Source organism: Collinsella sp. An271, assembly GCF_002159695.1.
Taxonomy (GTDB): Bacteria; Actinomycetota; Coriobacteriia; order Coriobacteriales; family Coriobacteriaceae; genus Collinsella; species Collinsella ihumii.
On sequence record NZ_NFJE01000005.1, the window covers coordinates 144,075 to 170,271 of the forward strand.

At 61.7% G+C, this 26,197-nt stretch carries 22 protein-coding genes and 1 tRNA gene; 16 read left to right on the forward strand and 7 right to left on the reverse strand.

What is annotated here, in order from left to right:
- The first annotated feature begins 41 nt into the window (after window positions 1-41).
- Window positions 42-197: a hypothetical protein gene (locus B5F74_RS12530; RefSeq protein WP_187119115.1), complete on the forward strand. Its 156-nt coding sequence runs from the start codon at window positions 42-44 to the stop codon at window positions 195-197.
- Here the strand turns inward: B5F74_RS12530 and B5F74_RS06185 are convergent.
- The 5 genes from B5F74_RS06185 to B5F74_RS06205 form a co-directional block, all read right to left on the reverse strand.
- Window positions 194-964 (reverse strand): class B sortase, encoded by a 771-nt coding sequence (locus B5F74_RS06185; protein ID WP_087200902.1) that lies wholly within the window; start codon window positions 962-964, stop codon window positions 194-196. The two genes, B5F74_RS12530 and B5F74_RS06185, sit on opposite strands and share 4 nt — an antisense overlap.
- A complete protein-coding gene (locus B5F74_RS06190) occupies window positions 965-2,446 on the reverse strand; it encodes an InlB B-repeat-containing protein (protein ID WP_087200904.1) in 1,482 nt (493 codons plus the stop codon).
- 303 nt (window positions 2,447-2,749) lie between these two features.
- Window positions 2,750-3,346 carry a hypothetical protein gene (locus B5F74_RS06195; RefSeq protein ID WP_087200905.1) on the reverse strand — a complete coding sequence of 199 codons (597 nt, stop codon included), beginning with the start codon at window positions 3,344-3,346 and terminating at the stop codon, window positions 2,750-2,752.
- A 48-nt stretch (window positions 3,347-3,394) separates the two neighbouring features.
- Complete coding sequence (locus B5F74_RS06200; protein ID WP_087200907.1) at window positions 3,395-3,913, reverse strand: hypothetical protein; 519 nt, start codon at window positions 3,911-3,913, stop codon at window positions 3,395-3,397.
- Between the two features lie 14 nt (window positions 3,914-3,927).
- Window positions 3,928-7,836, reverse strand: a complete 3,909-nt coding sequence (locus tag B5F74_RS06205; protein ID WP_143753813.1) for a SpaA isopeptide-forming pilin-related protein — start codon at window positions 7,834-7,836, stop codon at window positions 3,928-3,930.
- 537 nt (window positions 7,837-8,373) lie between these two features.
- Here B5F74_RS06205 and B5F74_RS06210 point away from each other — a divergent pair.
- The 3 genes from B5F74_RS06210 (at window position 8,374) to purB (ending at window position 11,018) form a co-directional block, all read left to right on the forward strand.
- Window positions 8,374-9,027: a hypothetical protein gene (locus B5F74_RS06210; protein WP_087200911.1), complete on the forward strand. Its 654-nt coding sequence runs from the start codon at window positions 8,374-8,376 to the stop codon at window positions 9,025-9,027.
- Window positions 9,028-9,219: 192 nt separating this feature from the next.
- Window positions 9,220-9,294, forward strand: a tRNA-Gly gene (locus B5F74_RS06215).
- 380 nt (window positions 9,295-9,674) lie between these two features.
- On the forward strand, window positions 9,675-11,018 hold the full coding sequence (purB, locus tag B5F74_RS06220; protein ID WP_087200912.1) for an adenylosuccinate lyase: 1,344 nt from the start codon (window positions 9,675-9,677) through the stop codon (window positions 11,016-11,018).
- Window positions 11,019-11,093: 75 nt separating this feature from the next.
- Here purB and B5F74_RS06225 read toward each other — a convergent pair whose 3' ends face one another.
- A complete protein-coding gene (locus B5F74_RS06225; RefSeq protein ID WP_143753815.1) occupies window positions 11,094-12,650 on the reverse strand; it encodes a helix-turn-helix transcriptional regulator in 1,557 nt (518 codons plus the stop codon).
- 123 nt (window positions 12,651-12,773) lie between these two features.
- On the opposite strand from B5F74_RS06225, the gene B5F74_RS06230 reads away from it, so the two are divergent.
- From B5F74_RS06230 to B5F74_RS06260, 7 genes are all read left to right on the forward strand, one after another.
- On the forward strand, window positions 12,774-13,571 hold the full coding sequence (locus B5F74_RS06230) for a hypothetical protein (RefSeq protein ID WP_087200916.1): 798 nt from the start codon (window positions 12,774-12,776) through the stop codon (window positions 13,569-13,571).
- 52 nt (window positions 13,572-13,623) lie between these two features.
- Window positions 13,624-14,217 carry an iron-sulfur cluster assembly scaffold protein gene (locus B5F74_RS06235; RefSeq protein ID WP_066830671.1) on the forward strand — a complete coding sequence of 198 codons (594 nt, stop codon included), beginning with the start codon at window positions 13,624-13,626 and terminating at the stop codon, window positions 14,215-14,217.
- 440 nt (window positions 14,218-14,657) lie between these two features.
- On the forward strand, window positions 14,658-15,380 hold the full coding sequence (locus B5F74_RS06240) for a 4Fe-4S binding protein (RefSeq protein ID WP_087200918.1): 723 nt from the start codon (window positions 14,658-14,660) through the stop codon (window positions 15,378-15,380).
- A gap of 16 nt (window positions 15,381-15,396) precedes the next feature.
- Window positions 15,397-17,637 carry an aldehyde ferredoxin oxidoreductase gene (locus B5F74_RS06245; protein ID WP_087200920.1) on the forward strand — a complete coding sequence of 747 codons (2,241 nt, stop codon included), beginning with the start codon at window positions 15,397-15,399 and terminating at the stop codon, window positions 17,635-17,637.
- A 25-nt stretch (window positions 17,638-17,662) separates the two neighbouring features.
- Complete coding sequence (locus B5F74_RS06250; RefSeq protein WP_066830664.1) at window positions 17,663-18,343, forward strand: cytochrome c3 family protein; 681 nt, start codon at window positions 17,663-17,665, stop codon at window positions 18,341-18,343.
- A gap of 159 nt (window positions 18,344-18,502) precedes the next feature.
- On the forward strand, window positions 18,503-18,769 hold the full coding sequence (locus B5F74_RS06255; RefSeq protein WP_066830662.1) for a TIGR03905 family TSCPD domain-containing protein: 267 nt from the start codon (window positions 18,503-18,505) through the stop codon (window positions 18,767-18,769).
- Entirely contained in the window at window positions 18,766-19,977 is a 1,212-nt protein-coding gene (locus B5F74_RS06260) for a hypothetical protein (protein WP_087200921.1), read from the forward strand. The genes B5F74_RS06255 and B5F74_RS06260 overlap by 4 nt, the downstream gene beginning before the upstream one ends.
- A gap of 103 nt (window positions 19,978-20,080) precedes the next feature.
- Here B5F74_RS06260 and B5F74_RS06265 read toward each other — a convergent pair whose 3' ends face one another.
- A complete protein-coding gene (locus B5F74_RS06265) occupies window positions 20,081-20,647 on the reverse strand; it encodes a GNAT family N-acetyltransferase (RefSeq protein WP_087200923.1) in 567 nt (188 codons plus the stop codon).
- Window positions 20,648-20,807: 160 nt separating this feature from the next.
- Here B5F74_RS06265 and B5F74_RS06270 point away from each other — a divergent pair, with 160 nt between their 5' ends.
- From B5F74_RS06270 to B5F74_RS06290, 5 genes are all read left to right on the forward strand, one after another.
- Window positions 20,808-21,536, forward strand: coding sequence for a response regulator transcription factor (locus B5F74_RS06270; protein ID WP_066830656.1), 729 nt, complete (start codon window positions 20,808-20,810; stop codon window positions 21,534-21,536).
- On the forward strand, window positions 21,536-23,119 hold the full coding sequence (locus B5F74_RS06275; RefSeq protein WP_087200925.1) for a HAMP domain-containing sensor histidine kinase: 1,584 nt from the start codon (window positions 21,536-21,538) through the stop codon (window positions 23,117-23,119). The genes B5F74_RS06270 and B5F74_RS06275 overlap by 1 nt, the downstream gene beginning before the upstream one ends.
- A gap of 144 nt (window positions 23,120-23,263) precedes the next feature.
- Entirely contained in the window at window positions 23,264-24,142 is an 879-nt protein-coding gene (locus B5F74_RS06280) for a phosphoribosylaminoimidazolesuccinocarboxamide synthase (protein WP_087200927.1), read from the forward strand.
- The gene (locus B5F74_RS06285; RefSeq protein ID WP_066830646.1) at window positions 24,143-24,739 is read left to right on the forward strand and encodes a hypothetical protein; all 597 of its coding nucleotides are present in this window, start codon (window positions 24,143-24,145) and stop codon (window positions 24,737-24,739) included.
- Window positions 24,740-24,869: 130 nt separating this feature from the next.
- Window positions 24,870-26,150 carry an aminopeptidase gene (locus tag B5F74_RS06290; RefSeq protein ID WP_087200929.1) on the forward strand — a complete coding sequence of 427 codons (1,281 nt, stop codon included), beginning with the start codon at window positions 24,870-24,872 and terminating at the stop codon, window positions 26,148-26,150.
- Window positions 26,151-26,197: the final 47 nt, after the last annotated feature.

Genomic DNA, 26,197 nt, shown 5'->3' on the forward strand with positions numbered 1-26,197 from the left:
CTGCTAGCATACAAAGGACCGATACATCTTGAGGAGGTCACGTGTTCTCGTTTATCAAACGCCATTGGATTGCCTACCTCATCGGTGCCGTGGTGGCGTTGGCCCTCGGTTTCGGCTTGGCCTATGCGGTCGGTGTCGTCGGCTCCACACCCGAGGCCGTCCATACCGAGGAAGTGCTCCAGGAGTCCGGCAACTAATCTCTTCCCTCGACGTCGGTGAAGACGACGAGCGTGCGCCACGTCTGCCCAGGCTGCTCGCTTGAACAGGTGACCAGCGTCAGCACGCGAGTCGCATCCGTCATCTGTTTGGCCCACATGCGAGCCTTGGCCTGGGCGTCTTTCGAAAGAGAGCCGATCCATATCTGCAGGTCAACTTGGTCTGCAAATGAAAAGCGTTGGATGGTGTCGTATGAGGACTCAACGTTGAGGGCCATGCACGGATAGAACGTCTCCGTTTCCCCGTCGGGAGTGCTCCACGTGGCGGATCCTATCGCCTCGAAGATATCTTCCTGATACGCTGCAGCAATGCTGCTGAACATCGCGTCTGAGTTGTGCACATGATGGCCGTACACGAGCAGATGGTGCTTATCGGTGCCGCTTCGGTTGTCGATATAGGGGCATCCAAGCGGATTCCAATACCCCTGGACGTCGTGATCGAGATACCAGTCCCGAGGCGTCTCGGCTTCCGGCAAAACGACGGGATACGAGATCGACGTGTTCTCGACTGTGAGCCAGCCGGCGACTTCGGGGTTGATCGACAGCACGTCGGCCAGCGTCGCGACCGAATCGCCCTCAGCGGTGTTTCCTCTCGATGCCGGAACCGCCAGAGCGCTGCGCTCCAAAGCGTCGTACACCATATCTGAGGACTGTTCCTGTGCACAAGAGATCGCGAGCGACATGGTGCTGACGAGGCAGATTGCGCCGGCGATGCCTCGCAACGCGCGCCGCGCGATATCAAGATCCATCTACGCCGCCTCCTCAAACGTAAACGTAACGCGGCAGACGGTCGTCGGTTCCTTCACGGCCTGGCCGATAAGATCTGCGTTTTCCCGAGGATCGAGATCTCCTATGTGCCACGTGAAACATTGTGAGGACCCCTCAGCGATATCGAGACGTCCAACCATCTTTCCGGTTCGGTAGATGCAGCCCGAATCGTCGGCCATCTCAACGGATACGTCATCGGCGAGGTACTCGGTTGCCATGTCCGATGCCGTGACGGGTACCACCGATCGGTTCTCTATGCGGTAACCCGTTGGCTCGACTACGCTTCCGTCGGGCATGATCGTGCATGCAACGAGCGTGGGGACTCTCACGGAGATGATCGGCTCGTAGACGGGGTGGATGGAAAGGTCCTTCGTCACGCTGATGAACGAGGTGTCCCAACCTGAGGCCGTATATCCGTCAAGAGGGGGAATGCCGGGATCCGTTGCCGCCGATCCATGGTCGACAGATTGCCTCGACAGCTCGTGTCCGTCGCGATCGTAGAACACTACGTCGTGCACGCGGATATAGCGCGCGGTGATCGTCGTGTCGGCATCGATGTCGTCAAAACTGGAGCTCCAGCGGTCGAAGCGATACCCATCATGCTTCGGGATGGAGGGAACCTCCGCATCGTCGCCGTCATCGACGGTTTGACGGTCGATGATCGATCCGTTGATGCCGTCGACGACCGTGACGCGCCAGGTCTTTACGAACCGAGCCTCGATGGTGTGATTGCTGTCAATCAAGGTGAAACGGTAATCGGGTCGGGCTCCGACCGATAGATCGTCCACGATAACGTTGGAAATGCGATATCCCGCATCCGCCTCGATGCGGTATAGCTTCGATGTTCCCTCATAAGCAAGAGATGGGCCGTCCGGCTCGATGGATCCGCCGGTAGCGGCTGTTGCGGTGATGACAAAGGGGACGTTGACCTCGAAATCCCAGCCGGCCGAGGTCTCCGTCCCCTCCCTGAACTCCTCTTCGATGCTGGTGATGTGATGCACCCCGCCGCCGGAGACGCTGAATCGAGCTTCTTGGGAAATGGATTCACCGGGACCTGCCTGCTCGTAGTCGGGTCCGATATAGGCGACCTCTTCACCGTCGCAGTAGATTGTCTTGGTGGTGGTCCAGTACGCGAAGTTCGAGTCGACGCTGGTGAGCGTGGTCCGCACGATAACGTTGACGGTTCCATCGTCATTGGGTTCGCTTTCGATAAAGTAGTCGTTGACCTGCGTGATGCGTCCAGACGTGGAGCCGCCAAAATAAATCCAAACCCCGGTCTGATCCTGCTCGTCCGCTGTCCTCATACGTGATGTCGCGCGGAGGGGAAGTTCGACCACCGTGTCGCCCATGCGCTCGGCAAGGATCGTCAGATCGGATGCGAGGGCGCCACGTGGCGCCATGGCTGCTGCCGCAAGCAGTGCGAGACAGACAATACACGCGAGTTGTCGCAAACGATCGATCATGACCAATCCTCCTTTAATAACGACGGCTAACGAAGATGGGGTCGCGGGCGCAAGAGGGCGACTGCCGTTGCCGACCCCAAAGCGATGGCCGCGATGAAGCCTGATGAGTTCGAGACGCCCGTTTGCGGGAGGCCCTCCGGCTCTTCGGTGTCGGGCGCAGGCTGTTCGGTGGCAATCACGGTGACGTCGGTTGAGCCTCCAGCCGAAGAAGGCGCGTCGGCGGTCGCGGCTCGGGACTGCAAAGGGATTGCGAAGGCAAGCGCCCCGGCAAGGCCGAGTGCGGCAAGTGCCGGGGCGCTGCGCTTACGAGACATGCTGGCCAGGGGCAACAGTCCAGCTGATCGTGGCTATTTTGGCGCCGTCACCGGAAAGGTCGACGGTCGCGTGGGAGATGTTTCCCTCAGATTTAAGCTGGATTGAATCTCCTTCTCCGCCGGCGTAAGCCATATTCCAACTCTGCCTTTGAGACAAATCGGTTCCAGTGTCACGTGAAGCTTCGAAGGCGTCTTTCATATCGTCTTCTGGCCCCACCTGGAAGTCCACCGAGTTGTCCTGTCCGGCCGATTCGGCATCTGCGACCAAAACCCAGGGAGCCTCCTCCTCGACCGACATGTTGGTGACATGGATGCCAAAGACCGAGAGGTTCTTGATCAGCGTCTCGCTGGCCGTCGGTCCCACAAGCTCGCCGTCGCCCGCTGCGGCAAACGGAATGATGGTCGGGATGGAAAACTTGATGTTCTCGTTGGACGTTTGGACCGTTACATCGGTGGTTCCGTTGGTTCCGGTGACGACCTTGTCCTGCGCCAAGGCGATTGTGGGCGAGGCGAGCATGCAGGCGACGCCGACTGAGCAAGCCAGGGTCCCAAGTCGGTTCCGGGTACGTGTGGTTCGTGCACTCATGATCGATCCTTTCTATTCGCGTGGCATATCCCTCATGCCACTGGGTGCCTATGATTCGTCGGCTTCAACGATCGAGATGTCGACGCGGGTCGGGCTGCCGTGGTCTTCGCTGGATTCCGGGTCGAGCGCCTGGATTTCGATGACAGCTGGACCGGCGGAGATATGGTCCGGATGACACGAGCTGACGGTCTTTCCCGGGTCGATCGTTCCGGACCGATATACGACCTCGCCATCTTGGATAAGCGAAAACCGCTGGGGGAATCGATTGCTTTCCTCATTGATGACGTTGACGGCAACATCGCCGTTCTCAGCGAGGAGTGCGGTCGGTGCAACCGAGACGGTCATCATGTTCTCGCGCACCGTCCGGTCGAGCTCGGCTTGGATCTCTTCCCGCGTCATGCCTTCGTATTGGGTGACGATGGCTCCCTCGTCGGCCTTTCCGAACTGAAGGACCTTCCAACCCAAGAACAAGATGCAAAGCAGCAGGATGATCAGGGCGACGATCTGCCCTATCCGGCCGATCTTTCTGCGCCTGTCCTCACATGTGGCCGCAGCGGTGTCTGTCATGATGATTATCCTTTCTAGCGAATGGTTCGCGTCCGTTTGCCGAGACCCGCCCAAGCCCCGAAGGCGCAGATGGCGCCGGTGCCCAAGAGCGTCCCGCCGATGATGCGGAAGCCCGTTTGATCGAGCGGGCGAAACTCCGGTTCGCCCTCATACCGGACAAGGTCTGTGTCATGAGCCTCGAGACCGTCCCCGCCTCCGTTGCGGTACTCGTCGATCTGGACGGAGTTGACGACGGCGTCTCCCGAGACGTACGTTGCGCTCGCGCGCATCTCGATGCGCATGGGGGAGAGGTTCTCGGAGCCTATTTCCTCGGGTTCGACAGTGTCTTGCTCATCTTTGAGAAGGCTGGAGGCGTCGAGGTCGTCCCTTGTCGTGAAGTCCTCTTCAACGCGTCCGAATTCAAACCGCACGGCTGTGATGAGGCTGCCGGTGGCGAGGTTGAGGTCGGCAACATCAAGCGTGGTCGCCTCGGAGGTGCTTACGCCCTCTGCCCATAGATGCCAGCCGTTGTAGTCGAGGACGCGCTGGTCGTCGCCGGTGATGAGCTCTTGCTGCTCCTCTTCAAGTCGGGGGTTGCCCTCGTCGTCGGCGGTAGTCGCGTTCGCATCGCTCGTCTCGGGCTGCGCATCGGAGTCGGCGAGGTAGTACCACACGTTGAGAAGGCCGTCGTGATCGCCTTGCGCGATCGGCGTGGTGACGCTCGTCAACTCGACCAGACCCTGGAGGGCGCTATCGAGCGTATCGGTGACCGTGCACTCGTCGACCCATGACGAGCTGTCGTTCTTGGCATCGATCACATAAGAAAACGTTTCTCGGTCTCCTGAAGACCCCTCGCTGTTCACGCGTCGCTTGTCCACGAGAGCGGCTATTTCCACCGGGTCGTTATACAGGGTGAATGCCTGGACCTCCGCCGTTTCCTCGATGACGATCTCCATGGCACCAGCCGTGTCGTATCCGTCGGGTGCTTCGGTTTCCGCAAGCTGATACGTTCCGGGGGCGATCTTTTCGATACGATGCGGCGTGTCGCTCGTTTCCCAGGAGTCGATCTCCTTGCCCTCGGCATCGATGAGCGTAAGATGGGCTCCCGTCAAGCATGACTCGTCAACTGAGCTGCGTTTAGAGATGTCGACCTTGGTGTAGTCGTTCTCGAACGTAAGGCTCAACGTCGAGGAGCCGTCAATCAAGCCGTCCTGGTCGACCGTGAATTCGCGCGGTGCGTCATCGACGAGATAGCCTGCGGGAGCTTCGAGCTCTTGAAGACGATAGGTTCCGGGGGCGAGGCAGGTGATGGCGATCGTGCCGTCCGCATCGGTCGTATAGGTGCTGCCGGACTCCTCGACTATCGAGTCATCCGCAGGCTCGTCGGGACCCGGATTGCCTGACTCCATGTCTTCGGCGGCATCCTGCGTGTTCTCAGCATCATCCGCCGTCGCTTCGTCTGAAGATCGGTCTTCGACGATACCGGTGTCGCCCTCGGCATCGCTGCCGCTATCGGTGCCGTCATCGTCGTTGACGCCGGTATCGCCATCGGGCTCCTCAGCACCTATGTCGGGTGTCTCCTCCGCTTCGTTTTCTGAAGGTGATTCGGCCTGCTCGTCGATGCTCGTCAGGGCAAAGGTCGCCTCGGCGACAGGCTCCTGGTCGCCTGCAGACACCTTGGTGATGGTGACTGTTGTGGGTTTGTTGGTACAGGCGACCTCGGTGGTCACGACCTCGGTTGCCGGGTCCTGATATGAAAGCGTGAAGGGGACGGGATCCGGATTGACGACATAACCCTCGGGTGCTGCGGTTTCGATGAACGCATAGGTCGCCTCGCCGGAGCCCAAGGGAAGCTCTTTGGTGGTCGCGATGCCGTCCTCATCGGTGATCACCTGGTCGACGATCTCGCCGGTCCGAACCTGCACCGTACCATCGGGTGCGACAACATCCAGTTGCGCGACGACATCGAACGCGGCTCCTGCTAAAGGAGATTCATTTTGACTACCGGTCTTGACGATCTTGCCCTGTCCGGTCGCCGCGGCATCGGCGATCTCAACGACCACGGCTGGCTCATCGGATGAGGCTTCGACTTCAAAGGGAATCAATTCGTCGGCGAGAAGATACGGCTCGGGCGCTTGCGTTTCCTTGACGCAGTACGTCCCACGGCGCAGCTTCTGGGGAATGGCGACGGTGCCTGTCTCGTCTGTGGTGAACGTTTCCTGCTCCGGTGCGGTTGGGAACCAGGAGTCTGCCGAAAGCTGGTTGCCCTGGGCGTCGAGTATGCTAAAGGTAAAGCCCGCGAGGGGTATGGGCTGTCCCGTCGCCTTGTCTACCTTCACGATGGTGAGCTGCGATGCGACGACGGCGTTGTCGACATCGAATGACAGGCTGACCCCATCGACGATCTGATCCGCCGTGATGTTCCACGGTTCTGCGGCCTCAAATCCATCGGGTGTCGTATCCGGGTCCTCGCGGACGGTGTATCCCGCAGCGTCGTAGGGAATCGCACCGGACGCATTGTCGGGACGAGTGCCAGCTCCAAACCATGTGTCGGTTGTATCCGCGTGGCCCGTCTCGTCGGTCACGATCGTCCCGACAACCTCATCGGTCGTGTTCGAGATGATATCGAATGCGATGCCCTTGGCTGATTCATCGGCAGCCTCGCCATTCAGCGTCTTCTCAATCGCGATGTCGAAGGCAACGGGCGTGTTCTCAACGATAAGTTCCCGGGTAAGCGCGAGCTCATCGTCACCTTCCGCATCGCCAAGGATGACTTCATGAACCGTCTCGTCGAGTACGTAGCCCGTGGGAGCCTTCGTCTCCTGGACATAGACGGGTCCGAGGGGGAGGTTTTCAATCGTCGCCGTTCCCGTTTCATCGATGGTGCTCGTTCTTGTGTTGCCCTGTGCGTCGGTGATGGAGAACTCCGCACCCTCCAGGCTTAACGTCGGCTGCGCGTCGTTTCCGGTCGCTGCGTCCACCTTCTTGACGGTGAGCTGGAGCCGTTGGGGAGAGTCGGTCAGGACGATCTCGATGGCATCCTGTTCGGTGACGAACTCGATGCGCTCCTCGTTGAGCTCGTATCCGGCAGGCGCTTTGGTCTCGACGGCGTAATACGAGGTGTCCGGTTTAAGACGGCATGTCGCCCGACCCTCATCATCGGTCGCGAACGAAGCGACGAGGTCGTCGCTTTCGGCAAGGTAGATGCTGTATTCCGCGCCGGCAAGGCTGTACGCCTCGTTGTTATCGGTCACGGCTTCATCATCAGACACTTTGCAGAAGGTGACGAGCAGCTCTTTGTCGGCCGTGATGACCCCTTGGTAGCTGAATGTGCCATCGGCTTCGTATGCGTTGCGATTGCTCCAGAACGTGGCGCAGCCTTCTTCGATGCCGCCACCGCCGTCCTCGGCGTAGTCGAGTGCTTCCTGGTACAGGTCGTATGCGGCCTGCTTGATCGACTCGTCTTCGATGCTCTGCCAGCGCTCGAGATACATCTTGTTGCCATGGAAGGGCTTATCCACGTTGGGGATGAAATTGAGGATGTCGCCGCGCTTGTCTCCGATGGCAAGCCATACGGCTGCCATGGTCGCCATCTCCGAGCGCTGCTCATCGAGTCCGTAGACGGAGGTGACCATGGCTCCGTCGTAGCCGTGGTACATCACGTAGTCGAGCTCGGGAATCTCAAGTGATCCGTAGCGCTCGAGGCTTTGGCCCTCGGGAGGAGTGATGAGCCAGCCTTGGGCGCAGTAGGCGACCGAGGAGGTCGGTCCTTCAACACGGATGAAGTGTCCCGTTCCGCCCTTTGAGTGTGGGTTGCTGACGAGCTGCGAGACCTTCACCGTGATCGGATTCGCGGCGGCAGGCTGGGGAGACGCGAAGACAAGATAGAGCAGCCAGGCGACAAGACATAACGCGCATATGGCCACGGAGGAAATCCTGTCCACGATAATTCTCTTGATAAACGACCGTTCGCGCCGTGGTGAATTGAATCGCGATCTTCCATATGTTTTCAGATATGAACGACGTAACGAACGATAATCATCCCCTGACACCAGTCTCATGACCGACCTCCTTCACACACATGGGATTCGATCGTAGAAACCGGACGGGGGCGAATATCCCGTGGTATCTGCTCACAGTCCGACAGGGTTCTTACAGCAAGCCGATTCCGCGCTAAATCTGCAGCGCTTGTCGGGCGGGGTTTCGAGATTCAGGCTGCAAGGCGAAGAATGAACGCCAGACCGTCTCCACGCATTCATAAAACGAGCTGGGACTGTCAGCGTTATGCTCAGCCTGCATGTTGCTCCGGATCGTGATGGCTCTGCAGCGCGAAGCGTATAATGAAGGCAATATCCTTCTTCAAGAGGGGCGCATGACGACTTCCTTCTAGCCGATATGTCTGACAGGGACGCCGGTCGCTCGTCCCGGCAGTGCCGGGATGGTTCCGTGCGGCCCGAAATGAGATGGAAAGAAGGATAATCATGCTTCAGGCTGACACTGCTGCTATCAAATCCGTGCCGTTTTCGCTGGCCTGCTCCGTAGCGATGCGCGTTCTGACCGCGCCTATGCTTGTTGGGAAGGTCTTTCTTGAGGGAGGGCTTGTCCCCTGGATTGCTTCGGGATGCGATTCGAGGCGGCTTCACGGTGACGTGGACATATCGCTTCGCATCGCCGACATGCCCGATGTGCGCACCTGGCTTGTCGGCGAGGGTCTGTATGACCCTCGGCTCGATTCGCTCAATCTGCCCTGCAACGAGGAGCGTGGAGATTTCGGCGTGCATTCCGTGATCGACGGAGTGCTCGTGAGCTTTTGCCCATATTTAGTTGAGAGTGATGAACTGCACCAACGCAATGCTGCGCTTGAGGTAACCGACGGCTTTGACGCCTTGCTTGAGGCGGTAATGCCTTGCTCTATGGAGGCTGACCGCACCGAGTTGCGTCGCCTGCCCACTGGCGTAACCATCGGCTGTGCGACGCTCGAGGCGGTACGAGCATCCAAGATCATGAGTGATCGCGAGAAGGATGCGCACGATATCGCCGAGATCGATCGCATCGGATACGACTTGGATCGCTACGCACGCATCGCCAAGGAATACGCCACCATGCGTATCGTCTGCGTAGCGCATGGCGAATAGACGGTCCAAGAGCGATTTATAATGGAGCCCTTATGTCGCAGCGTCTCCTCTCTCTTGACTCGAGTTGTCGTTGCCGCGCGTCGCGTGAGCCGATTTCGTGCGGATTGGAATCATGCGGCCCTCTTCTTCTTGCCCGTCAAAAACAGGCAGGGTATACTACTTCGTGCGTCGCTTGATGCGATGCTGACATACGCGGGCATCGCCAAGTGGTAAGGCATCAGCTTCCCAAGCTGACACTCGCGGGTTCGAGTCCCGTTGCCCGCTCCAGGATTTGCAGAGGCACCAGCAATGGTGCCTTTTTCATACGAGCACCGCTTCAGGGACTCGAACCCGTTGGGGTCGCGAGGCTGCGGAAACGCGTGAGCGTTTCCCAGCGAGCGTCCGAGGCGCGCAGCGCCTCGGAGCTGCGCGCCCGCGCCAGCGTGCGCGCGAGTCCCGTTGCCCGCTCCAGGATTTGCAGAGGCACCAGCGATGGTGCCTTTTTGATATTTTTAGGGACTGTCCCTAAAACGGTCACGTCCCCAAAAAGCTCCACATGAGCAAATCTGTCGAATGTGCCCACCCCCGAGGGCAAAGAGAAAAGAGCGCTCGCACCGCGTACAATAGAGCGGTACCAACAGCGTGCCAATATTCAAAAAGGAGCCGCCATGATCGACCGCTATACCCGTCCGGAGATGGGCCATATCTTCTCGCTGGAGAACAAGTACGCCATCTGGCAGGAGATCGAGGTGCTCGCCTGCGAGGCACAGGCCGAGCTCGGCAAGATCGGAATCACCAAGGAGGAGGCTGCTTGGATTCGCGAGCACGCCGCCTTCAACAAGGAAGAGGTCGACGCCATCGAGGCCGTGACCAACCACGATGTCATCGCGTTTCTCACCAACATGGGAGAGCATATCGACAGGGATGTTCCCGAGGGAGATCCCAAGCCGAGCCGTTGGGTTCACTTTGGCATGACGAGCTCCGATCTGGGTGACACGGCCCTGTGCTACCAGCTCGTTCAGGCCACTGACATCCTGATCGAGGACTGCAAGAAGCTCGGCGAGATCTGCAAGCGCCGCGCGTTCGAGGAGCGTGACACGCTGTGCGTCGGGCGCACCCACGGCATCCATGCGGAACCGATGACCTTCGGCATGAAGTTCGGCAGCTGGGCTTGGGAGCTCAAGCGCGATTACGATCGCCTGAAGGAGGCCCGTGCGGCCGTGGCGTTCGGCGCGATCTCCGGCGCCGTGGGAACCTACTCCTCGATCGAGCCCTTTGTCGAAGAGTATGTCTGCGAGCATCTGGGTCTCGTGCACGATCCGCTGTCGACGCAGGTCATCTCGCGCGATCATCATGCGTATCTCGCCGGCGTTCTGGCGACGACCGCCGCGACCTGCGAGCGCATTGCGACCGAGATCCGCAATCTGCAGAAGACCGATACCCTTGAGGCCGAGGAGCCGTTCCGCAAGGGTCAGAAGGGCAGCTCCGCTATGCCCCACAAGCGCAACCCCATCACGGTCGAGAAGGTCTGCGGCCTCTCCCGCATCGTGAAGGCGAACGCGCAGGTCGCATTCGATAACGTTGCCTTGTGGCACGAGCGCGACATCTCGCACTCGAGTGCCGAGCGTGTGGCCCAGGCCGATAGCTTCATCGCCCTCGATCACATGTTCCAGTGCCTGACTCGCATCGTCGACGGACTGATTCTGTATCCCGCCCGCATGATGGCGAACCTGAACAAGACGCGCGGCCTGATCTATTCCTCGAAGGTGCTGCTGGCCCTCGTGGAGACGGGTATCACGCGCGAGGAGGCCTACGCTATCGTGCAGGAGAACGCTATGGCGACATGGCGCGAGGTCCAGCAGTGCGAGCAGGGCTCGACGTTCCGCGAGAAGCTGGAGGCGGATCCCCGCTGCACGGTGACCGACGAGGAGCTCGACCGCATCTTCGATCCGCGTTCGTTCCTGACGCGCGTCGATGTGGTGTTCGACCGTCTGGAGTCGCTCGAGTTCTAACGAGACGCCGATATCGTCTGTAGCAACGGGTCCCACGGCAGTGCCATGGGACCCGTTTCGCTTTTCGTCAACCGTCTATGGGCGGGGGCTGCCGTACTCGGCGATGTAGTCCAAGATCTCTTGGCGCGAATGCAGGTCCGTCTTCTCGTAGACGCGCTTGATATGCGTATGGACCGTGTTGGTGGACAGCTTGAGCTCTTCGCTCACACGGGCTTGGGTGTGGCCCAGCGCGTAGAGCGTGAGAACCTCGACCTCGCGGCCGGTCAGGCCGAAGCGCTGCCCCATCTCCATAACCGAGGTCGCGATGTGCACGTCCGGCTTCTGCTGCACCATCGCGGGGTGCTCCTGCGGAGTGATGGCGAGCACGCCCATCAGCGGAACGCGCTTGATGTCCTCTTCGGTGATCGCCTCGCCTGCGGTCTGGCGCCGTTCCGTTCGCTCGCTCGGCGAGGAGAGGAGCTTGGTGAAGACCACCTGGGCGCCGATGAGCACGAAGAGGCTCATGATGGAGATGAGCACCGGCGTGTTGTTGGGGAACAGCCGCGTGATAAGGCCGTCGAGGCGCATGCCGGCGACGAACAGCAGCGTCATGGACACCCACGACAGCGTGCAGTAATAGAACGGATCCCGCCAGCCGAAGCTGATGAAGGCGATGGTGAGATACCAGACGAAGGTCTGCAGCACGAGCGAGGAGCCCATGATGAACGAGGCGCCGACCGAGATGGTGTTGGGCCAGATGGAGAGGAACACGGCGCCTAAGGCAAGCAGGACCTCCATGGCGACCCAGATGCTCGTGGTGATGGCGCGCATGCGCGACGCGAAGCCGTAGCGAATCCACAGGGCCGACACGATGATGACGAAGAGCAGCACCATGAAGCGGGGCACGGTGCTCATGTAGATGGCTTCGCCCGATGAGAAACCGAGGCCCATGCCCATGGGGACCGAGATGAACCAGATGCCCAGCGTCGCCACGGCCAAAAAGCTGCGGTTGGAGAAGCGGTCCTCGTTCGTGCCGAAATACGATTCCGAAACGGCGGGGAAGGGGTCTCCCGCCGCTCCAAGTTCGCGGGAGATGCGCACGACGCTGAACTGGGCAAACGTGAGGATGGTTCCCGCGATATACCACATGAGCTCGCCGGAGAAGCTCAACGAGAAGGTGATGAACTCCGAGATGGCGAGTGCGCAGAACACGACGATGACGGCTGCCTGGGCGGATGTCCCGCGAAGCTTGCGGAGCCAGTAGAACTTGATGAACGTTGCGCCTGCGGCAACGCCCGCCTGCAGCGCAACGGCGCCGGTAAGGGAGAGCTGCACGCCATAGGCATGCAGCACGGCGAGCACCAGGCAGCAGAGTCCGGAGATGACGATGCTCGCAAAGATGAAGCGGGAGATGAATCGCTTGGTGAAGCGCTTGACCGCGAGGGTCGAGAGGAACAGCATGCCTGCGATAAGGGCGGCGATGATCATCGCCGTGCCGTTGAAGGTTGAGACCCCGGTGGTTCTGTGCGCCTGCTGGACCACGATATCGGTGGTGGTCGAGGCGAGGGTGAGGCCCAAGATGGGTGGGATCAAGACCCGATAGGTTTCAAGCGAAAGCGGGGGCATTGCCTGGCCGGTATCCTGTTGCGCCACGCGTCACACTCCCCCTATCGCATGGCCCGAGCCATTCAGACCATCTGTTTTAGCGATATTAGAGTATACCTTGTACTACACTTGGGCATGCAGATTGGTCATATCAATTTGTAGGGGGAGAATGTGGAGCAGAAGCCCGATGCGGCCATTTCGAAGCAGTCATCTGACATGTCGCATGCCGCTGGCGAGGAATGCCTTCAGCAGGCGGGGCAAGATGATGGCGAGCTGTCCGTTGAGGAGCGAGAGAGGCGTCGCGCCCGCAACGAGATGATATACGCGATGGACGACGCCCTCGCCGACATTCGCCAACGGTCGTACGAGGGGAAGCTCACGCGCACGTCCCGTTGGAAGAAGATGGCGTTCCAGCCGAAGGGCATGGACGCCCGCGCGTTTGAGGAGCAGATGCTGCTGTATATCGAGCAGCACGACCATGCCGAGGACGCCCCGGCGATCGGCAAGCTCACGGCTCCTCGACCGCTGAAGGTGCAGCTGGGCGATCGGCAGATAACGGATGAAGAGGAGCTGCCCGACCTCGACGTGTCGGACATCGTGCTCATCTATGGTAAAAAGGGAATCTACCTGTATTCCAAGGCGCTCATGTCGCATAGCTACGCGCATGCGCTCTATCAGACGGCGGAAGATAGCGATATCGCCACCTTTGTGGACGTGGTTCGGTCGGAATCGAGGGTCTATCCGCGTCCGGTCGCCGCGGACATCTTCATGAACGTGCCGTATCTATGGCCTGTATCCAAGACGCTCGACGTGTACGAGCAGGTGAAGTCGTCTGGGGCGTTCGCGGATATCTGCATGACGCGCACGAGCAGGGGAGAGGCGTACTTTTATTCCAACCTGTACCTGTCTGACGCACAGGGCAAGGCCCTGGCGGAATGGTACGGTGTGGAGCGCGGCATGAATCCATAGCGTTCTGCAGCTTTTTGCGGGACCGCCATGCTGGAGACAAGGGGGAAGGTTCATGGCAAAGATGAGGTTGACGGAGGATACGCCGTTTCTGCGTACTCCCGACATGTATCAGATTGAAAACGATGCGCCGATCACCGAGTATTCGGATAAGCTGCTCGACTTGATCGCAGATACGCCGAACGGAGGCATTCCCGACGAGGCGAATGCCTTCTGCAGCGTGGGCAAGGAGAAGCGCGGCACGGTGCAGATGCAGCTGTTTGCCGTGATCGATCCTGAGACTGAGTCATTTGGTGCAGTCGGTTTCAGGAGCCACGGATGCCTTGCCGCCATCGGATGCGCGGCCGCTTTGGCGGAGATGCTGCCGGGCAAGACGTTTTCCGAGGCGCTCGGTATCACCAAGGACGAGATTCGGGAGCGTCTCGGAGGCGTGCCGAGCTCCAAGCTGTACACGTTGATCTTGGCGACCTGCGCCGTCAAGGCCGTTATCGGCGACTACTACCTGCGCGTCAAGGGCTCATCGACCGAGGAGCTGGACCGATTGTTCGCGTGTCAGAGCATGTCGGTCGACTGCCTGATGACCGAGAACTGCTCGCTGCGCGACCTTCGCGTCGATGCCTACATGAGGGCGTGCGGCGAGATCGAGTAGGAGCATCGCCAGCCGGTGAGTTTGGTGCCACGGGGGTGGATGGTGCGGACGATCGCGCCATCCACCCCTTCTGGCGCGGTGTGGTGCAGTCGTCTGCCGAAGCGCTCCGCATGCCGCCGCCACGCCCCTCAACGCCTGTTTTTGGATGATACGAAGGGTGCGCGACGCGATATCTCACCTATGAGTAAAACGTTGACAGCCCGTTCCGCACACCCTATTGACGTGCGAATATGCCGAGATGACGCTCCTATACCCTGTAACAGGTGACAGGTACGGGGACCATGAGGTGACAAGTTGACCAAATTACCCGCAAGCAGGGTATGGAATGTGAGGCCTTGACGGCACAATATCATCGAAGAGAAAGGTGTGTTTCGCCGCACACGTTTCAATAGTGGGTCGATCGTCCTACGCGTTCGGCCTGTGGTCGTAAAGGGGGGACTATGAAAGGGAACACCGCATTGGAGCATGTGGGCTCCGGCGCGGACCATCTCGACTCCTTCTTCACCCGTCGCGGGTTCGTGAAGGTGTCGGGAGCGTTCGTCGCGGCCATGGCGGCACTCGGGCTTCTGCCCGATACCGCTGCAGCCGCCCCGACGAGCTCGAAGGGAAAGGTCGACTATTACGCGACCCCGTCCCATGTACTCAAGATCAACCGCGCCAAGTGCACCGGTTGCCAGCGCTGCGAGATGAGCTGCACGCTGCTCAACGACGGCAAGTCGCAGCCTGCCGCCGCCCGCATCCACGTGAACGACGGGTTCCAGTACGGCAGCGAGCTCGGCAGCGGTGACGGCATCTACTACTCCATGGAGTGGAATATCCGCACCTGCCACATGTGCACCACCGCGCTGTGCCAGACCGCGTGCCCGCACGGTGCCATCATCACCAACGACAACGGCGTGCGCGAGGTCGACACCGACAAGTGCGTCGGCTGCGGCGCGTGCGTGGCGGCCTGCCCGTGGCACATGCCCGTCATCAACACCGAGACCAACAGGTCCGCCAAGTGCATCGCGTGCGGCCGCTGCGCCGAGCAGTGCCCCAACGGAGCCCTTGAACTGGTTGAGTGGGAAGACGTCAACCATTCGTCCGGTCCGACCCGCCAGGAGAACCCGCTTCCGCTCGTCAGCGAGGAGCAGGACTTCATTGCCGGCGGCAAGATCGCGTAAGTAGAGGAGAAACGTAATGGCTGATAACGTCTCTTACGGTTGGATGGGCTGGATCGCCCGTGTCAACCTTTCGACTGGCGAGATCACCGAAGAGTCCGATGAGGCGATGCAGAAGGACTACATCGGCGGTATGGGCTTCGCCAACAAGATCATGTATGACGAGGTGCCCGCAGGCGTCGACTGGATGGACGAGGAGAACAAGGTCGTCCTCGCCGTCGGTCCGCTGACCGGTGCGGGCGTGCCGCTGGGCGGTCGCTCCACCTGGGCCACGCTGTCCACCTTCACGACCGACCACCTGGTCGTCGACAGCCACTGCGGCGGCCAGCTGGGCGCCAAGCTCAAGTATTCCGGCCACGACGGCCTGATCATCGAGGGCAAGGCCGACAAGCCCGTCTACATCCTAATCGACGATGACGACATCTCGATCGAGGACGCCTCCGCGCTGTGGGGCAAGGGAACCCGCGAGACCAACGAGGCGCTGTGCAAGAAGCACGGCGTCGACGTGTGCGTGGCCGCCATCGGCCCTGCGGGCGAGAACCTGCTTCCCTACGCCTGCGTGCTCAACACCCGCAGCCATTCCGCGGGCGCGGGCCTCGGCGCGGTGCTCGGCGCCAAGAACGTCAAGGCGGTCGTCGTGCGCGGCACGAAGGGCGTCAACGTCGCCGACCCGCAGATGGTCGCCGACCTGTCCGACTACATGATCGACCAGGTCATCGGCTCCAACAACAACCACGTCGTGCCCTCCACCCAGCAGTCGTGGGCCGAGTACTACGACAAGGGGTCCCGTTGGACGGCCAAGAAGGGCCTGTACTGGGCTGCCGCCGAGGGCGGCGCCATCGAGACCGGCGAGCCCAAGCCGCACGAGCCCAACACCATGGGCTACCGCTGCATGAAGTCGACCAAGGACCTGGGTCCCGAGGCCGAGAAGTACACCGTCAAGATGGCCGGCTGCCACGGCTGCCCCGTGCGCTGCTATGCCCAGGTGAAGCATCCGCAGATCCTCGAGAAGACCGGCTACGAGTCCATGGGTAACACCTGCGTGCCGAACTTCCCGTTCTCCTCCTATATGCAGAGCATGATGAAGGTGCCCGGCACCACCACGGAGGACGGCGCGCTCACCGAGCAGTCCGTGCTCTACAACCTGCTCATCCAGGCTGTCGTCGACGATCTGGGCCTGTGGTGCAACTACGCGCAGCTCTATCGCGACCTGGCCCACACCTACGTGGACGGCATCCTCGAGCGCGAGCTGGGCGACCAGTTCGCCGAGTACGGCTTTGACAAGATCATGGCGGGCGATCCGACGCCGTTCATCAAGATCCTGACCGACATCGCTTCCAACGACACCGAGAACAAGCCGATCGCCTGGCTGGGCCACGGCCCGCTCGTGTGGACGGAGAAGTGGAACGATGCCAAGTGGTATGACGATTCCCGCTCCTGCCTGATCAACTATCGCGGCTGGCCCGTGCATCACGCCATCGAGTGCTTCGGCCAGGTCGGCGGCCTGTACAACATGGTCTTCAACCGCGACGACATGATCCACTCCGCCGTCAACTTCCAGGGTTGCGGCCTGCCCATCGACCTCAAGAAGGAGATGGGTGCCGAGATGTGGGGCGAGGGCGCGGTCGACGCCGACAAGAACTACACCCCGATGAACGAGGCCAAGGCCGAGTTCGCCTGGTGGAGCATCGTCACCGACGTCCTGCATGACTGCCTGACCCTGTGCAACTGGGTGTGGCCGATGGCCATGGCCCCCGACAAGGACCGCAGCTACCGCGGCGACCTCGATCTCGAGGCGCAGTTCTACACCGCGGTCACCGGTCAGGAGGTCACCATCGACGACCTGTACAAGGCCGGCGAGCGCGTCATGACGCTCCAGCGCTGCAGCACCGCCCGCGGCATGCTCGACAAGGACGGCAACATGGGCTGCAACGACTTCCGCGGCGTCCACGATGTCATGACCGACTGGCCGTTCACCAAGGATCCGGACATCGAGCCGTTCACCGCCGGCACCGATAAGATGGAGCGCGAGGACTGGGATAGCGCCCTCACCATGCTCTATAAGCGTTTCGGCTGGGACGAGAAGCTCGGCTGCCCCACGAAGGAGTGCCTGGAGGATCTGGGCCTCACCGATCAGGAGGCTGAGCTCGAGGAGCTCGGACTGCTTACCGAGGGCGGCGCCGCATATGACGAGCGCACGCGCACCTACGACCATGTGCTCGAGAAGTACTGCGGCGACAACCCGGCGCTGAACGCGTAGGGCTCGGTCCCGAGAGGAGATAGAAATGGCTGACGAGATCAAGGAGACCGCGGGGACCGAGACCCCCGAGCAGGCTCCCAAGAAAAAGAAGAGCTGGAAGGGCAAGCGCCTTCCCATCGTCATCGCCGCGGTCGTCGTCGTGACCGTGCTGGGCGTTGCCGGTTGGGCATGGCGCGCGACCCCGCAGTTCTGCGACACCATCTGCCACAGCACGATGGGCAAGTACTACGACTCGTTCGTGAACGACTCGACGAGCCTTGCCTACCAGCATGCTTCCGCCGTGAACAACCAGTGCCTGGGCTGCCACGAGCAGACGCTGTCCCAGTCCATGCACCAGACCCAGGCGCAGCTTGCCGGCAGCTACAGCGAGCCGTTCGAGAAGGTAGTCTTCTCGAATGACTTCTGCCTGCAGAGCGGCTGCCACACGGGCGGCGGCGTGATGCCGGGCGCGACCGAGTCCTCCACGGCCGATTACCCGTTCGACCCGCACAGCACCTACCATGGCGTGCAGCAGTGCAACTCCTGCCACCTGATGCACGACCAGAGCGTCTTCACGTGCGCGAGCTGCCACCAGGTCGGTGCGTGGGAAGGCGAAGGCGGCGTGCCTGACGGTTGGGTCGTCATGGAGCTGGGCGATGGCAAGACGGGCGGCGTGCCGGATGGCTGGACCACCCCGATGCTGGTTCAGCAGGAGCGCGGCGAGTAGCCGCCTGCAGTGACACGCATGTTTTGAGGGACGGGCCGCACGGCCCGTCCCTTTTCTGTGCAGGGGCTGGGGAAATGGCGCTGCGGGCGCTTTTCCCGGTTTCGCTTCGAGACGCGCCCATATAATGGTGCGCAGACGAACGAAGAGGGGATATTACCTATGATCAACTACGATTACACTCCGCACGGCGTTTGCTCCCGTGCCATCCATGTCAGCCTGACCGACGACGGCTCGACCATCGACCATGTGTCGTTCGAGGGCGGCTGCAATGGCAATCTTAAGGCGATCTCCAAGCTGGTGGCAGGTCAGCCAGTCGCCAGGATCGTCGACATCCTGAAGGGCAACACGTGCGGCCCGCGCCCCACGTCGTGTGCCGACCAGCTCACGCATGCCCTGACGGAGGCGGCCGAAAAGGCTCGTGCATGAAGCTGTTCGGCAAGAACGGAATCACGAGGCGCCGCTTTCTTATAGGCGGCGCCGCTGCTACCGCGGCCACCGCCGCAGCCGTCTCCATGGGCGGCTGCTCGGGCAACGACAATACCGATGAGAGCGGGGAGCCCCAGATCGTCGACGATGAGTCGCAGGTCATCGACGCGCTCGACGAATACTCGGACGTCTCGGGCGAGTTCAACAACATCGCCACGTGGCAGCTGCCGCTCGGAACGCTGCTGTTCCATAGCGACGGCGTCTGGTCGGCGGCGATGATGGCACCTGAGTCGGCAGCCTCTCCCAACACCGTCGGCGTGCTGTCGCTGACATCGGGAAACCTGGTCACGCTGGTGAGCTCCGCCACGCGCGGCCGCCGCTACAACTTCCACGACGTTCGCTGCGGATCGGGCGTGTTCGCATGGCTCGAGGTCGACTACTCGTCGTTGACCTGGGTGCTGCTGGCGGCGGGATTTGCCGACGGGCAGCTGACCGGAGATCCCGAGCAGCTCGACCAGGGCGATTCCGATTGGGAACCCTCCATGTTCACGGCGGTGGGCTCGACGGTCTATTGGCAGAAGATGCCCAGCACCAACGGTTCGAAGACCACTGAGGCGAGCCACTGCTACCGTTGGTCGGTTGGCGATTCCGATAGCGAGGAGGTCTGGGAGTCCCCCGGCCGCTTCGCCACGCATCCGCGCGTCTGCGACAACGTGCTCACGATCTCGCCGCGCGTGCGCGCCGACGAGGGAACGTACTACGGCATGACGGCAGTCGACCTGAGCGATTCCAATTTCCGTCAGATCGATCAACTGGTCCTGCCGGCGGGCGTTCGCCCCTTCGAGGCGGTCTACATGGGGAGTTCGTTCGCCTTCGCCATCGAGGCGAGCTATTCGGGCAGCGGCATCCTCGGCAACATGGGCACGTTCATCGGCCGCGAGGGCGGCCCTTACGTCTATGTCGCGCGCGAGCCGGCCGCATGTCCGGCGGGCAAGGGCACGCGCTATCTCATCAAGACGCGCGCGTCGCACTGCATGATCGACACGGACGCGCAGACCTACGCGGTCTTGGCCTGTCCGGACCGTTCGCTCGACTACGGGGACTATCCTGCGAGCGAGGGGACGTGCGACCTGTTTGTGACCTATGCCACCACGAAGGATACGCAGGGCATTCCCGAAAGCGTCGTGGCCCGCGTATTCCAGCTGTAGCGCGGCCCGGATGGGTCCTTTGGGGACAGGTGCGTTTTTGTCGACGACATGTCGTCGACAAAAACGCACCTGTCCCCAAAGGACCCATCCGGGCGACCGGACGCTATGCGAGGATCGAGGCGATGGTTTCCGGTGAGAGCGGGCCTCGCGGCCGGGGCGCCGCGTCGCAGGGGAGAAGCTGCTTTTCCATCCACGTGACCGAAAGCCAGCGCCCGAGCTTGAACGCGCAGTTGTCGAATGTGCCGCAGATGCGGTAGTCCAGGCGTTCGTGAAACGCGATCGACCCCGTGTTTTCGGATGTGATGCAGGCGACGGCGAGCGCTATGCCCTGCGCGGCCATGAGCTCCTCGAGCTTGTGGAGCAGGGTGGACCCCAGCCCGCGGCCCTGATGGGCCGGATTGAGGTAGATGGATGTCTCGGCTGCCCACTGATATGCCGGGCGGCTCCTCAACGTAGAGTAGTAGGCGTATCCCGCGATGTCGCCGGATTCGGCGTCCTCGGCGACGAGGTAGGCGAAGTCTTTGCCGGTTGCCTCGATGCGGCGTCGGAACTCATCGAGGCTCGGGACTTCGAACTCAAAGGACACGACGGTATCGGTCACAAACGGTGCGTAGATCGAGAGCAGGCGCTCGGCGTCCGCTGGGGTTGCGGTGCGAATTTGGTAGGCCATGATGTCTCCTGGTAGAAATACGGCTCAGTGGGAATAATGTACTGCAACCGCCGGCGCTCGTCATTTGACGGGCATGTTGGCGTGCACATAATCAGCAATGAGCACAATGTGCGTTAGAATGAACGAATACGTCCCGGACGCGAGAAGAAAGGGGCCTGAAATGGCTTCGGATGCAAGAAAGATTCTGCTAGTCGAAGACGAGAAGGCAATTCGTGATGCTGTGGCCGCTTATCTCGAGCGCGAGGGGTATTGGGTTGTCGGCGTGGGTGACGGCCAGTCTGCCGTCGAGGAGTTCGAGAAGCATCAGTTCGATCTGATCGTGCTCGACCTCATGCTCCCCAAGCTCTCCGGCGAGCGCGTGTGCCGTGCCATCCGCGACACCTCCGACGTGCCCATCATCATGCTGACCGCGAAGGGCGAGGTCGAGGACCGCATCATCGGCCTGGAGCTCGGCGCCGACGACTACCTCATCAAGCCGTTCTCGCCGCGCGAGCTCGTGGCCCGCGTGCGCGCGCTGTTCCGCCGCACGCATCTGGCCGATGAGCCCCAGGTCGAGGTGCTCGACTTCGGCGATCTGGTCATCGACATCTCCGGCCATAAGATTTTGGTTGAGGGCCGCGAGGTCGACCTCACGGCTTCCGAGTTCAAGCTGCTCACTACGCTCGCCCGCCATCCGGGCCGCGTGTACAACCGCATGGAGCTGGTCGAGAAGGTTCTGGGCTACGACTTCGAGGGCTACGAGCGCACGATCGACAGCCATGTGAAGAACCTGCGCGCCAAGCTGGGCGACGATCCCAAGAAACCCAAGTGGCTGTTCACCGTGCACGGTGTCGGCTATCGTTTTGAGGCCCCGCAGCAACCCAAGAAAGATGAGGACGCCAGCAAGTAATGCTTCCGGCACGCTTGGTTACCGAACAGAAGAATAAACAGGACACCGAGGCGAGTTCCCGCGCGAGTTGGAACACGCCTCGTTCCGATTCCCGCACGCACATGAGCTACGGCACGCGCATGGCGCTCTCGTTCGCATTGACCTCGCTCATGACCGTGCTGATCCTGGTCTGCGTGGTCTCGGTGGTATGGGGCGGCGTGTTTTCCGAGTACACGCGCGCCAACGTGACCGAGATCGCACAGCTCACGAGCCAGAAGCTTGCGAGCATCTATGAGACCAAGGGCTCGTGGAGCCTCTCCGACCTGGCTTCACTGAGCGACTCCACCATGACATCGGATGATATCGGCCTGCAGGTGATGGATGTCGACGGCACCATCCTGTACGACGACACGTGGCCCGCCGCCCCGGTCGCCGCCGAGCTCAAGCGCCTCAGGGAAGAAGGGTCCTCCGGCGAGGAGAGCGATGACGAGAGCTGGCCCGCGCAGGCGCACAGCCTGGTGTCCACGGCGCCGACCGATGCCGAGGGCGCGGTGACCGAGCAGATCGTCACGAGCGACGGCGAGAACGTCGGCTCGGTGCGCCTGTGGGTCATGGGCAGCGACGTGCTGCTCACCAAGGCCGATGCGGCGTTTCGCGATCGTACGTTCAACGCCATGGTCATCGCCGCGTTCGTGGCCGTGGTGATTGCGCTGCTCGTCGGTCTTCTGGTGTCGCGCAGCCTCGTGAAGCCCATTCGCCGCATCACGGGCACGGCCAAGCAGATCCGAGACGGCGACCTGTCCGCGCGCACGGCCATGCGCGGAGACGACGAGATCGACCAGCTGGGCGAGACGTTCGACGAGATGGCCACCTCGCTTGAGAAGGACCTGAAGCACGAGCGCCGCCTGACGTCGGACGTGGCCCATGAGCTGCGCACGCCGCTGATGGCCATGCTCGCCACCGTCGAGGCCATGCAAGACGGCGTCTATCCCACCGATTCCGAGCACCTTGAGACGGTCGCATCGGAGACGCGCCGCCTGGCACGTCTCGTGCAGCAGATGCGCGACCTTTCCCGTATGGAAAACCGCACGGCCCCGCTCAACCTTGAGCCGGTGGACGTCGTCGCGCTCGCGCGCAACATCGTGAATTCCCAAGAGCAGCTGTTCGTCCAGCGCGACCTGCGCCTTCGCTTTGCCGATGAGACGGGTGGCCGCGGCGCCACCATCGAGATCGATCCCGACATGATCACGCAGGCCATCATCAACCTGCTCTCCAACGCCATGCGCTACACGCCGGAGGGCGGCTGGGTGGTCGCGTCGGTCATGCTCGACCGAAAGGACGTGCTCATCTCGGTTGCCGACACGGGTATCGGCATCGCCAAGGAGGATCTGTCGCGCATCTTCGGAAGGTTCTGGCGCGCCGATGCGAGCCGTGCGCGCGAAGCGGGCGGACTGGGTGTCGGCCTTGCGGTGACCAAGCAGATCGTCGAGCGCCATCACGGGTTCATCTCCGTGGAGTCGGAACTTGGAAAGGGTACGACTTTTACGATTCATCTTCCGCGTGAGCATGCACCCGAAGCGCCTTCAAGTACAATGAAACACTAGACTGTGCTCCTGCCGGTCAAGGAGATACTCGCGCCCGCCCCGTGCGGGCGAGTTTCTGCCGCTCCGAGCAGGCCAGTTGCACATCGGCACCTCCGGTGTGGGAGAACGTATATCTAGGTTAAGGAGTTGACCAGCGTGACTTCGATGGAGCGTCGTCCGGATTCCCAGGGCAAGGTTCGCGATATCTACGATGCCGGCGACAACCTGCTCATGGTTGCATCCGACCGCATCTCGGCGTTCGACTATATTCTGCCGAACGAGATTCCGTATAAGGGCGAGGTGCTGAACCGCATCTCCGCGTTCTGGTTCGATAAGTTCGTCGACATCGTCCCCAACCACGTGGTCTCGATCGATGTGAAGGACTTCCCGGCGGAGTTCGCCGACTACAGCGACTATCTGGCCGGCCGCGCCATGCTCGTCAAGAAGGCGGAGCCCATCAAGATCGAGTGCATCGTCCGCGGCTATCTGACCGGCAGCGGCAAGAAGACCTACGACCAGGACGGCACCGTGTGCGGCATCAAGCTGCCCGCCGGCCTGACCGAGGCCTCTAAGCTCCCCGAGCCGCTGTTCACGCCTTCCACCAAGGCCGATATCGGCGACCATGACGAGAACATCTCCTACGAGCGCTGCTGCGACATCGTGGGCGAGGACATCGCCAGCCAGCTTCGCGACCTGTCCATCAAGATCTACTCCGCAGCCGCCGATTACGCGGCGACGCGCGGCATCATCATCGCCGACACGAAGTTCGAGTTCGGCCTGATCGATGGCAAGGTGGCGCTGATCGACGAGTGCCTGACTCCGGACTCCAGCCGCTTCTGGCCGGCCGCCGAGTACGAAGAGGGCAAGGTCCAGTCCAGCTACGACAAGCAGTACCTGCGCAACTGGCTGCTCGCCAACTGGGACATGACCGGCGATGCGCCGCAGCTGCCCGCCGACGTCATCGAGGAGACCTCGGCCAAATACCGCGAGGCCTATGAGATCATCACGGGCACCGCGTTCAGGTCCATGAAGGAGAACAAGTAAGTGAGTACCCGCAACCCCATGAACAAGCGTAGCCAGGCGCAGCAGTCCGGCGACATGACCGGATTCACGCGCAAGTCGGCAGGTTCCGCCAAGCCGGCGCGCGCGGCCGCTTCGTCTGTGCGCGTCGTTCCGGCTTCCGCCAAGGAGAAGCGCAAGCAGGCCGAGCGCGGCGAGTCCCTGGCGGGCCTCTCCCGCGAGGAGAAGCGCGCCCGCAGGCGCGAGCAGCGCCTTCAGGAGGATCGCATCTATGCGGTCTCGAACGAGCTTCTCAAAGGCGAGCCCGACTACAAGAGCCGGCGCAGGGTGTTCTGGGTGTTGCTTGCCGTGGGTCTGGTCGCCACGCTGGCCGTGTGGCTGGTGCTGCTGGGCATCGATACCGGTGCTGCCGATATCGCCCAGCCCGTCCAGATCGTGGGCCTGGTCATCGCGTACGTCTGCATCATCGCGGCGTTCATCTACGATATCGTGCGCATCCGCCCGCTGCGCAACGACGCCCGCCGTCGTGCCGAGGGCATGTCCGAGGCCAAGCAGATCGCGTTGATCGAAGAGGCCACTGCCGCCGATCGCGCCAAGCGCGAGGCCAAGAAAAAGAAGTAGCTGCGCCGGAGGCGACGTGCACAAGGGCCGGCATCCTGTCGGCAACATGGATGGAATATGGGGTGCGTCGCCTGAGCGCGACGTGCCCCTTTTTTGGGCCCGCGCGTGCGCGTGATTGATAGGAGGAACCATGGATAGAGCCGAGCTGACCGCCGAAGAGGCCCGTGCCGGCATCAAGGCGCTCGCACCGCAGATCGATCGCTACGCGAACCTGATTGTGCGCACGGGCGTGAACGTGAAGCCCGGTCAGGAGATGGTGGTCCAGGCGCCGGTGGAGACCTGCGAGTTCGTGCGCCTGCTTGTCAAGCACGGCTACGCGGCTGGAGCCGGCCACGTGACGGTCATCTGGAATGACGATGCGGTGACGCGCATGACCTATGAGAACGTCGAGACCGCGTATTTCGAGCAGACGCCCGAGTGGCAGCGCATCCAGCTCGATTCGCTCGCGGAGGCGGGAGCCTGCTTCATCTTTGTCGAGGGCGCCGACCCCGAGGCGCTCAAGGGCATCGATCCCGCAAAGCCCGCCGCAGCCTCCAAGGCCCGCAACACCCAGTGCCGCTCTTTCCGCCGCGGCCTCGATTTCAACATCAACCCCTGGTGTATCGCGGGCGCTCCCGTCGCGGCATGGGCGAAGCACGTGTTCCCCGGCGTGCCGGACGACGTCGCCATCTATCGCCTGTGGTGCGCGATCCTGTCCGTCGCGCGTGCTGACGGCGCGGATCCCGAAAGCGATTGGGAGCTGCACAACGCGACGTTCGAGAAGAACCTGCGCTTCCTGAACGAGAGGCGCTTCGTCGCCCTGCACTACACAGCGGATAACGGCACGGACCTGACGGTCGGTCTGACTGACCGCCATCTGTGGGCGGGAGGCTGCGGCGAGACGCCGGACGGCCACCCGTTCTTCCCGAATATCCCGACCGAGGAGGTGTTCACCTCGCCGGATTGCGAGAAGGCGGACGGAATCGTGTACTCCGCGCTCCCGCTCATCCACCATGGCAACAAGATCGATCGCTTCTGGCTACGCTTCGAGGGCGGCCGCGTGGTTGACTACGACGCGGTGATCGGCAAGGACGCGCTCACGAGCATCCTTGCAACCGACGAGGGCGCTTGCCGTCTGGGCGAGGTCGCGCTCATCTCCAAGAACACGCCCATCCGCGAAAGCGAGATGCTGTTCTACGACACGCTGTACGACGAGAACGCGAGCTGCCATCTGGCGCTCGGTATCGGGTTCGCCGAGTGCTACGAGGGCGGGTACGGCATGACGACTGAGGAGCTGCGCGAGCGCGGGGTCAACACTTCGAGCACCCACGTGGACTTCATGATCGGCACCGACGACCTCGATATCATGGGCGTCTGCGCCGACGGCACGGAGATCCCCGTGTTCGTGAACGGCCAGTGGAGCTGGGAGTAGTTTGCCTCGCATGCCAACGTGGGCGGTAATGTGCGGCCGACGTGGTA

What these genes read in the sequence shown, in the direction of transcription:
- B5F74_RS06245 (WP_087200920.1), top strand. Translation starts at nt 15,397, where the DNA reads ATGGCTGATAACGTCTCTTACGGTTGGATGGGCTGGATCGCCCGTGTC.
- B5F74_RS06260 (WP_087200921.1), top strand. Translation starts at nt 18,766, where the DNA reads ATGAAGCTGTTCGGCAAGAACGGAATCACGAGGCGCCGCTTTCTTATA.
- B5F74_RS06255 (WP_066830662.1), top strand. Translation starts at nt 18,503, where the DNA reads ATGATCAACTACGATTACACTCCGCACGGCGTTTGCTCCCGTGCCATC.
- B5F74_RS06265 (WP_087200923.1), bottom strand. Translation starts at nt 20,647, where the DNA reads ATGGCCTACCAAATTCGCACCGCAACCCCAGCGGACGCCGAGCGCCTG.
- B5F74_RS06190 (WP_087200904.1), bottom strand. Translation starts at nt 2,446, where the DNA reads ATGATCGATCGTTTGCGACAACTCGCGTGTATTGTCTGTCTCGCACTG.
- B5F74_RS06210 (WP_087200911.1), top strand. Translation starts at nt 8,374, where the DNA reads ATGCTTCAGGCTGACACTGCTGCTATCAAATCCGTGCCGTTTTCGCTG.
- B5F74_RS06200 (WP_087200907.1), bottom strand. Translation starts at nt 3,913, where the DNA reads ATGACAGACACCGCTGCGGCCACATGTGAGGACAGGCGCAGAAAGATC.
- B5F74_RS06270 (WP_066830656.1), top strand. Translation starts at nt 20,808, where the DNA reads ATGGCTTCGGATGCAAGAAAGATTCTGCTAGTCGAAGACGAGAAGGCA.
- purB (WP_087200912.1), top strand. Translation starts at nt 9,675, where the DNA reads ATGATCGACCGCTATACCCGTCCGGAGATGGGCCATATCTTCTCGCTG.
- B5F74_RS06280 (WP_087200927.1), top strand. Translation starts at nt 23,264, where the DNA reads ATGGAGCGTCGTCCGGATTCCCAGGGCAAGGTTCGCGATATCTACGAT.
- B5F74_RS06235 (WP_066830671.1), top strand. Translation starts at nt 13,624, where the DNA reads ATGGCAAAGATGAGGTTGACGGAGGATACGCCGTTTCTGCGTACTCCC.
- B5F74_RS06250 (WP_066830664.1), top strand. Translation starts at nt 17,663, where the DNA reads ATGGCTGACGAGATCAAGGAGACCGCGGGGACCGAGACCCCCGAGCAG.
- B5F74_RS06240 (WP_087200918.1), top strand. Translation starts at nt 14,658, where the DNA reads ATGAAAGGGAACACCGCATTGGAGCATGTGGGCTCCGGCGCGGACCAT.
- B5F74_RS06290 (WP_087200929.1), top strand. Translation starts at nt 24,870, where the DNA reads ATGGATAGAGCCGAGCTGACCGCCGAAGAGGCCCGTGCCGGCATCAAG.
- B5F74_RS06185 (WP_087200902.1), bottom strand. Translation starts at nt 964, where the DNA reads ATGGATCTTGATATCGCGCGGCGCGCGTTGCGAGGCATCGCCGGCGCA.
- B5F74_RS06195 (WP_087200905.1), bottom strand. Translation starts at nt 3,346, where the DNA reads ATGAGTGCACGAACCACACGTACCCGGAACCGACTTGGGACCCTGGCT.
- B5F74_RS06275 (WP_087200925.1), top strand. Translation starts at nt 21,536, where the DNA reads ATGCTTCCGGCACGCTTGGTTACCGAACAGAAGAATAAACAGGACACC.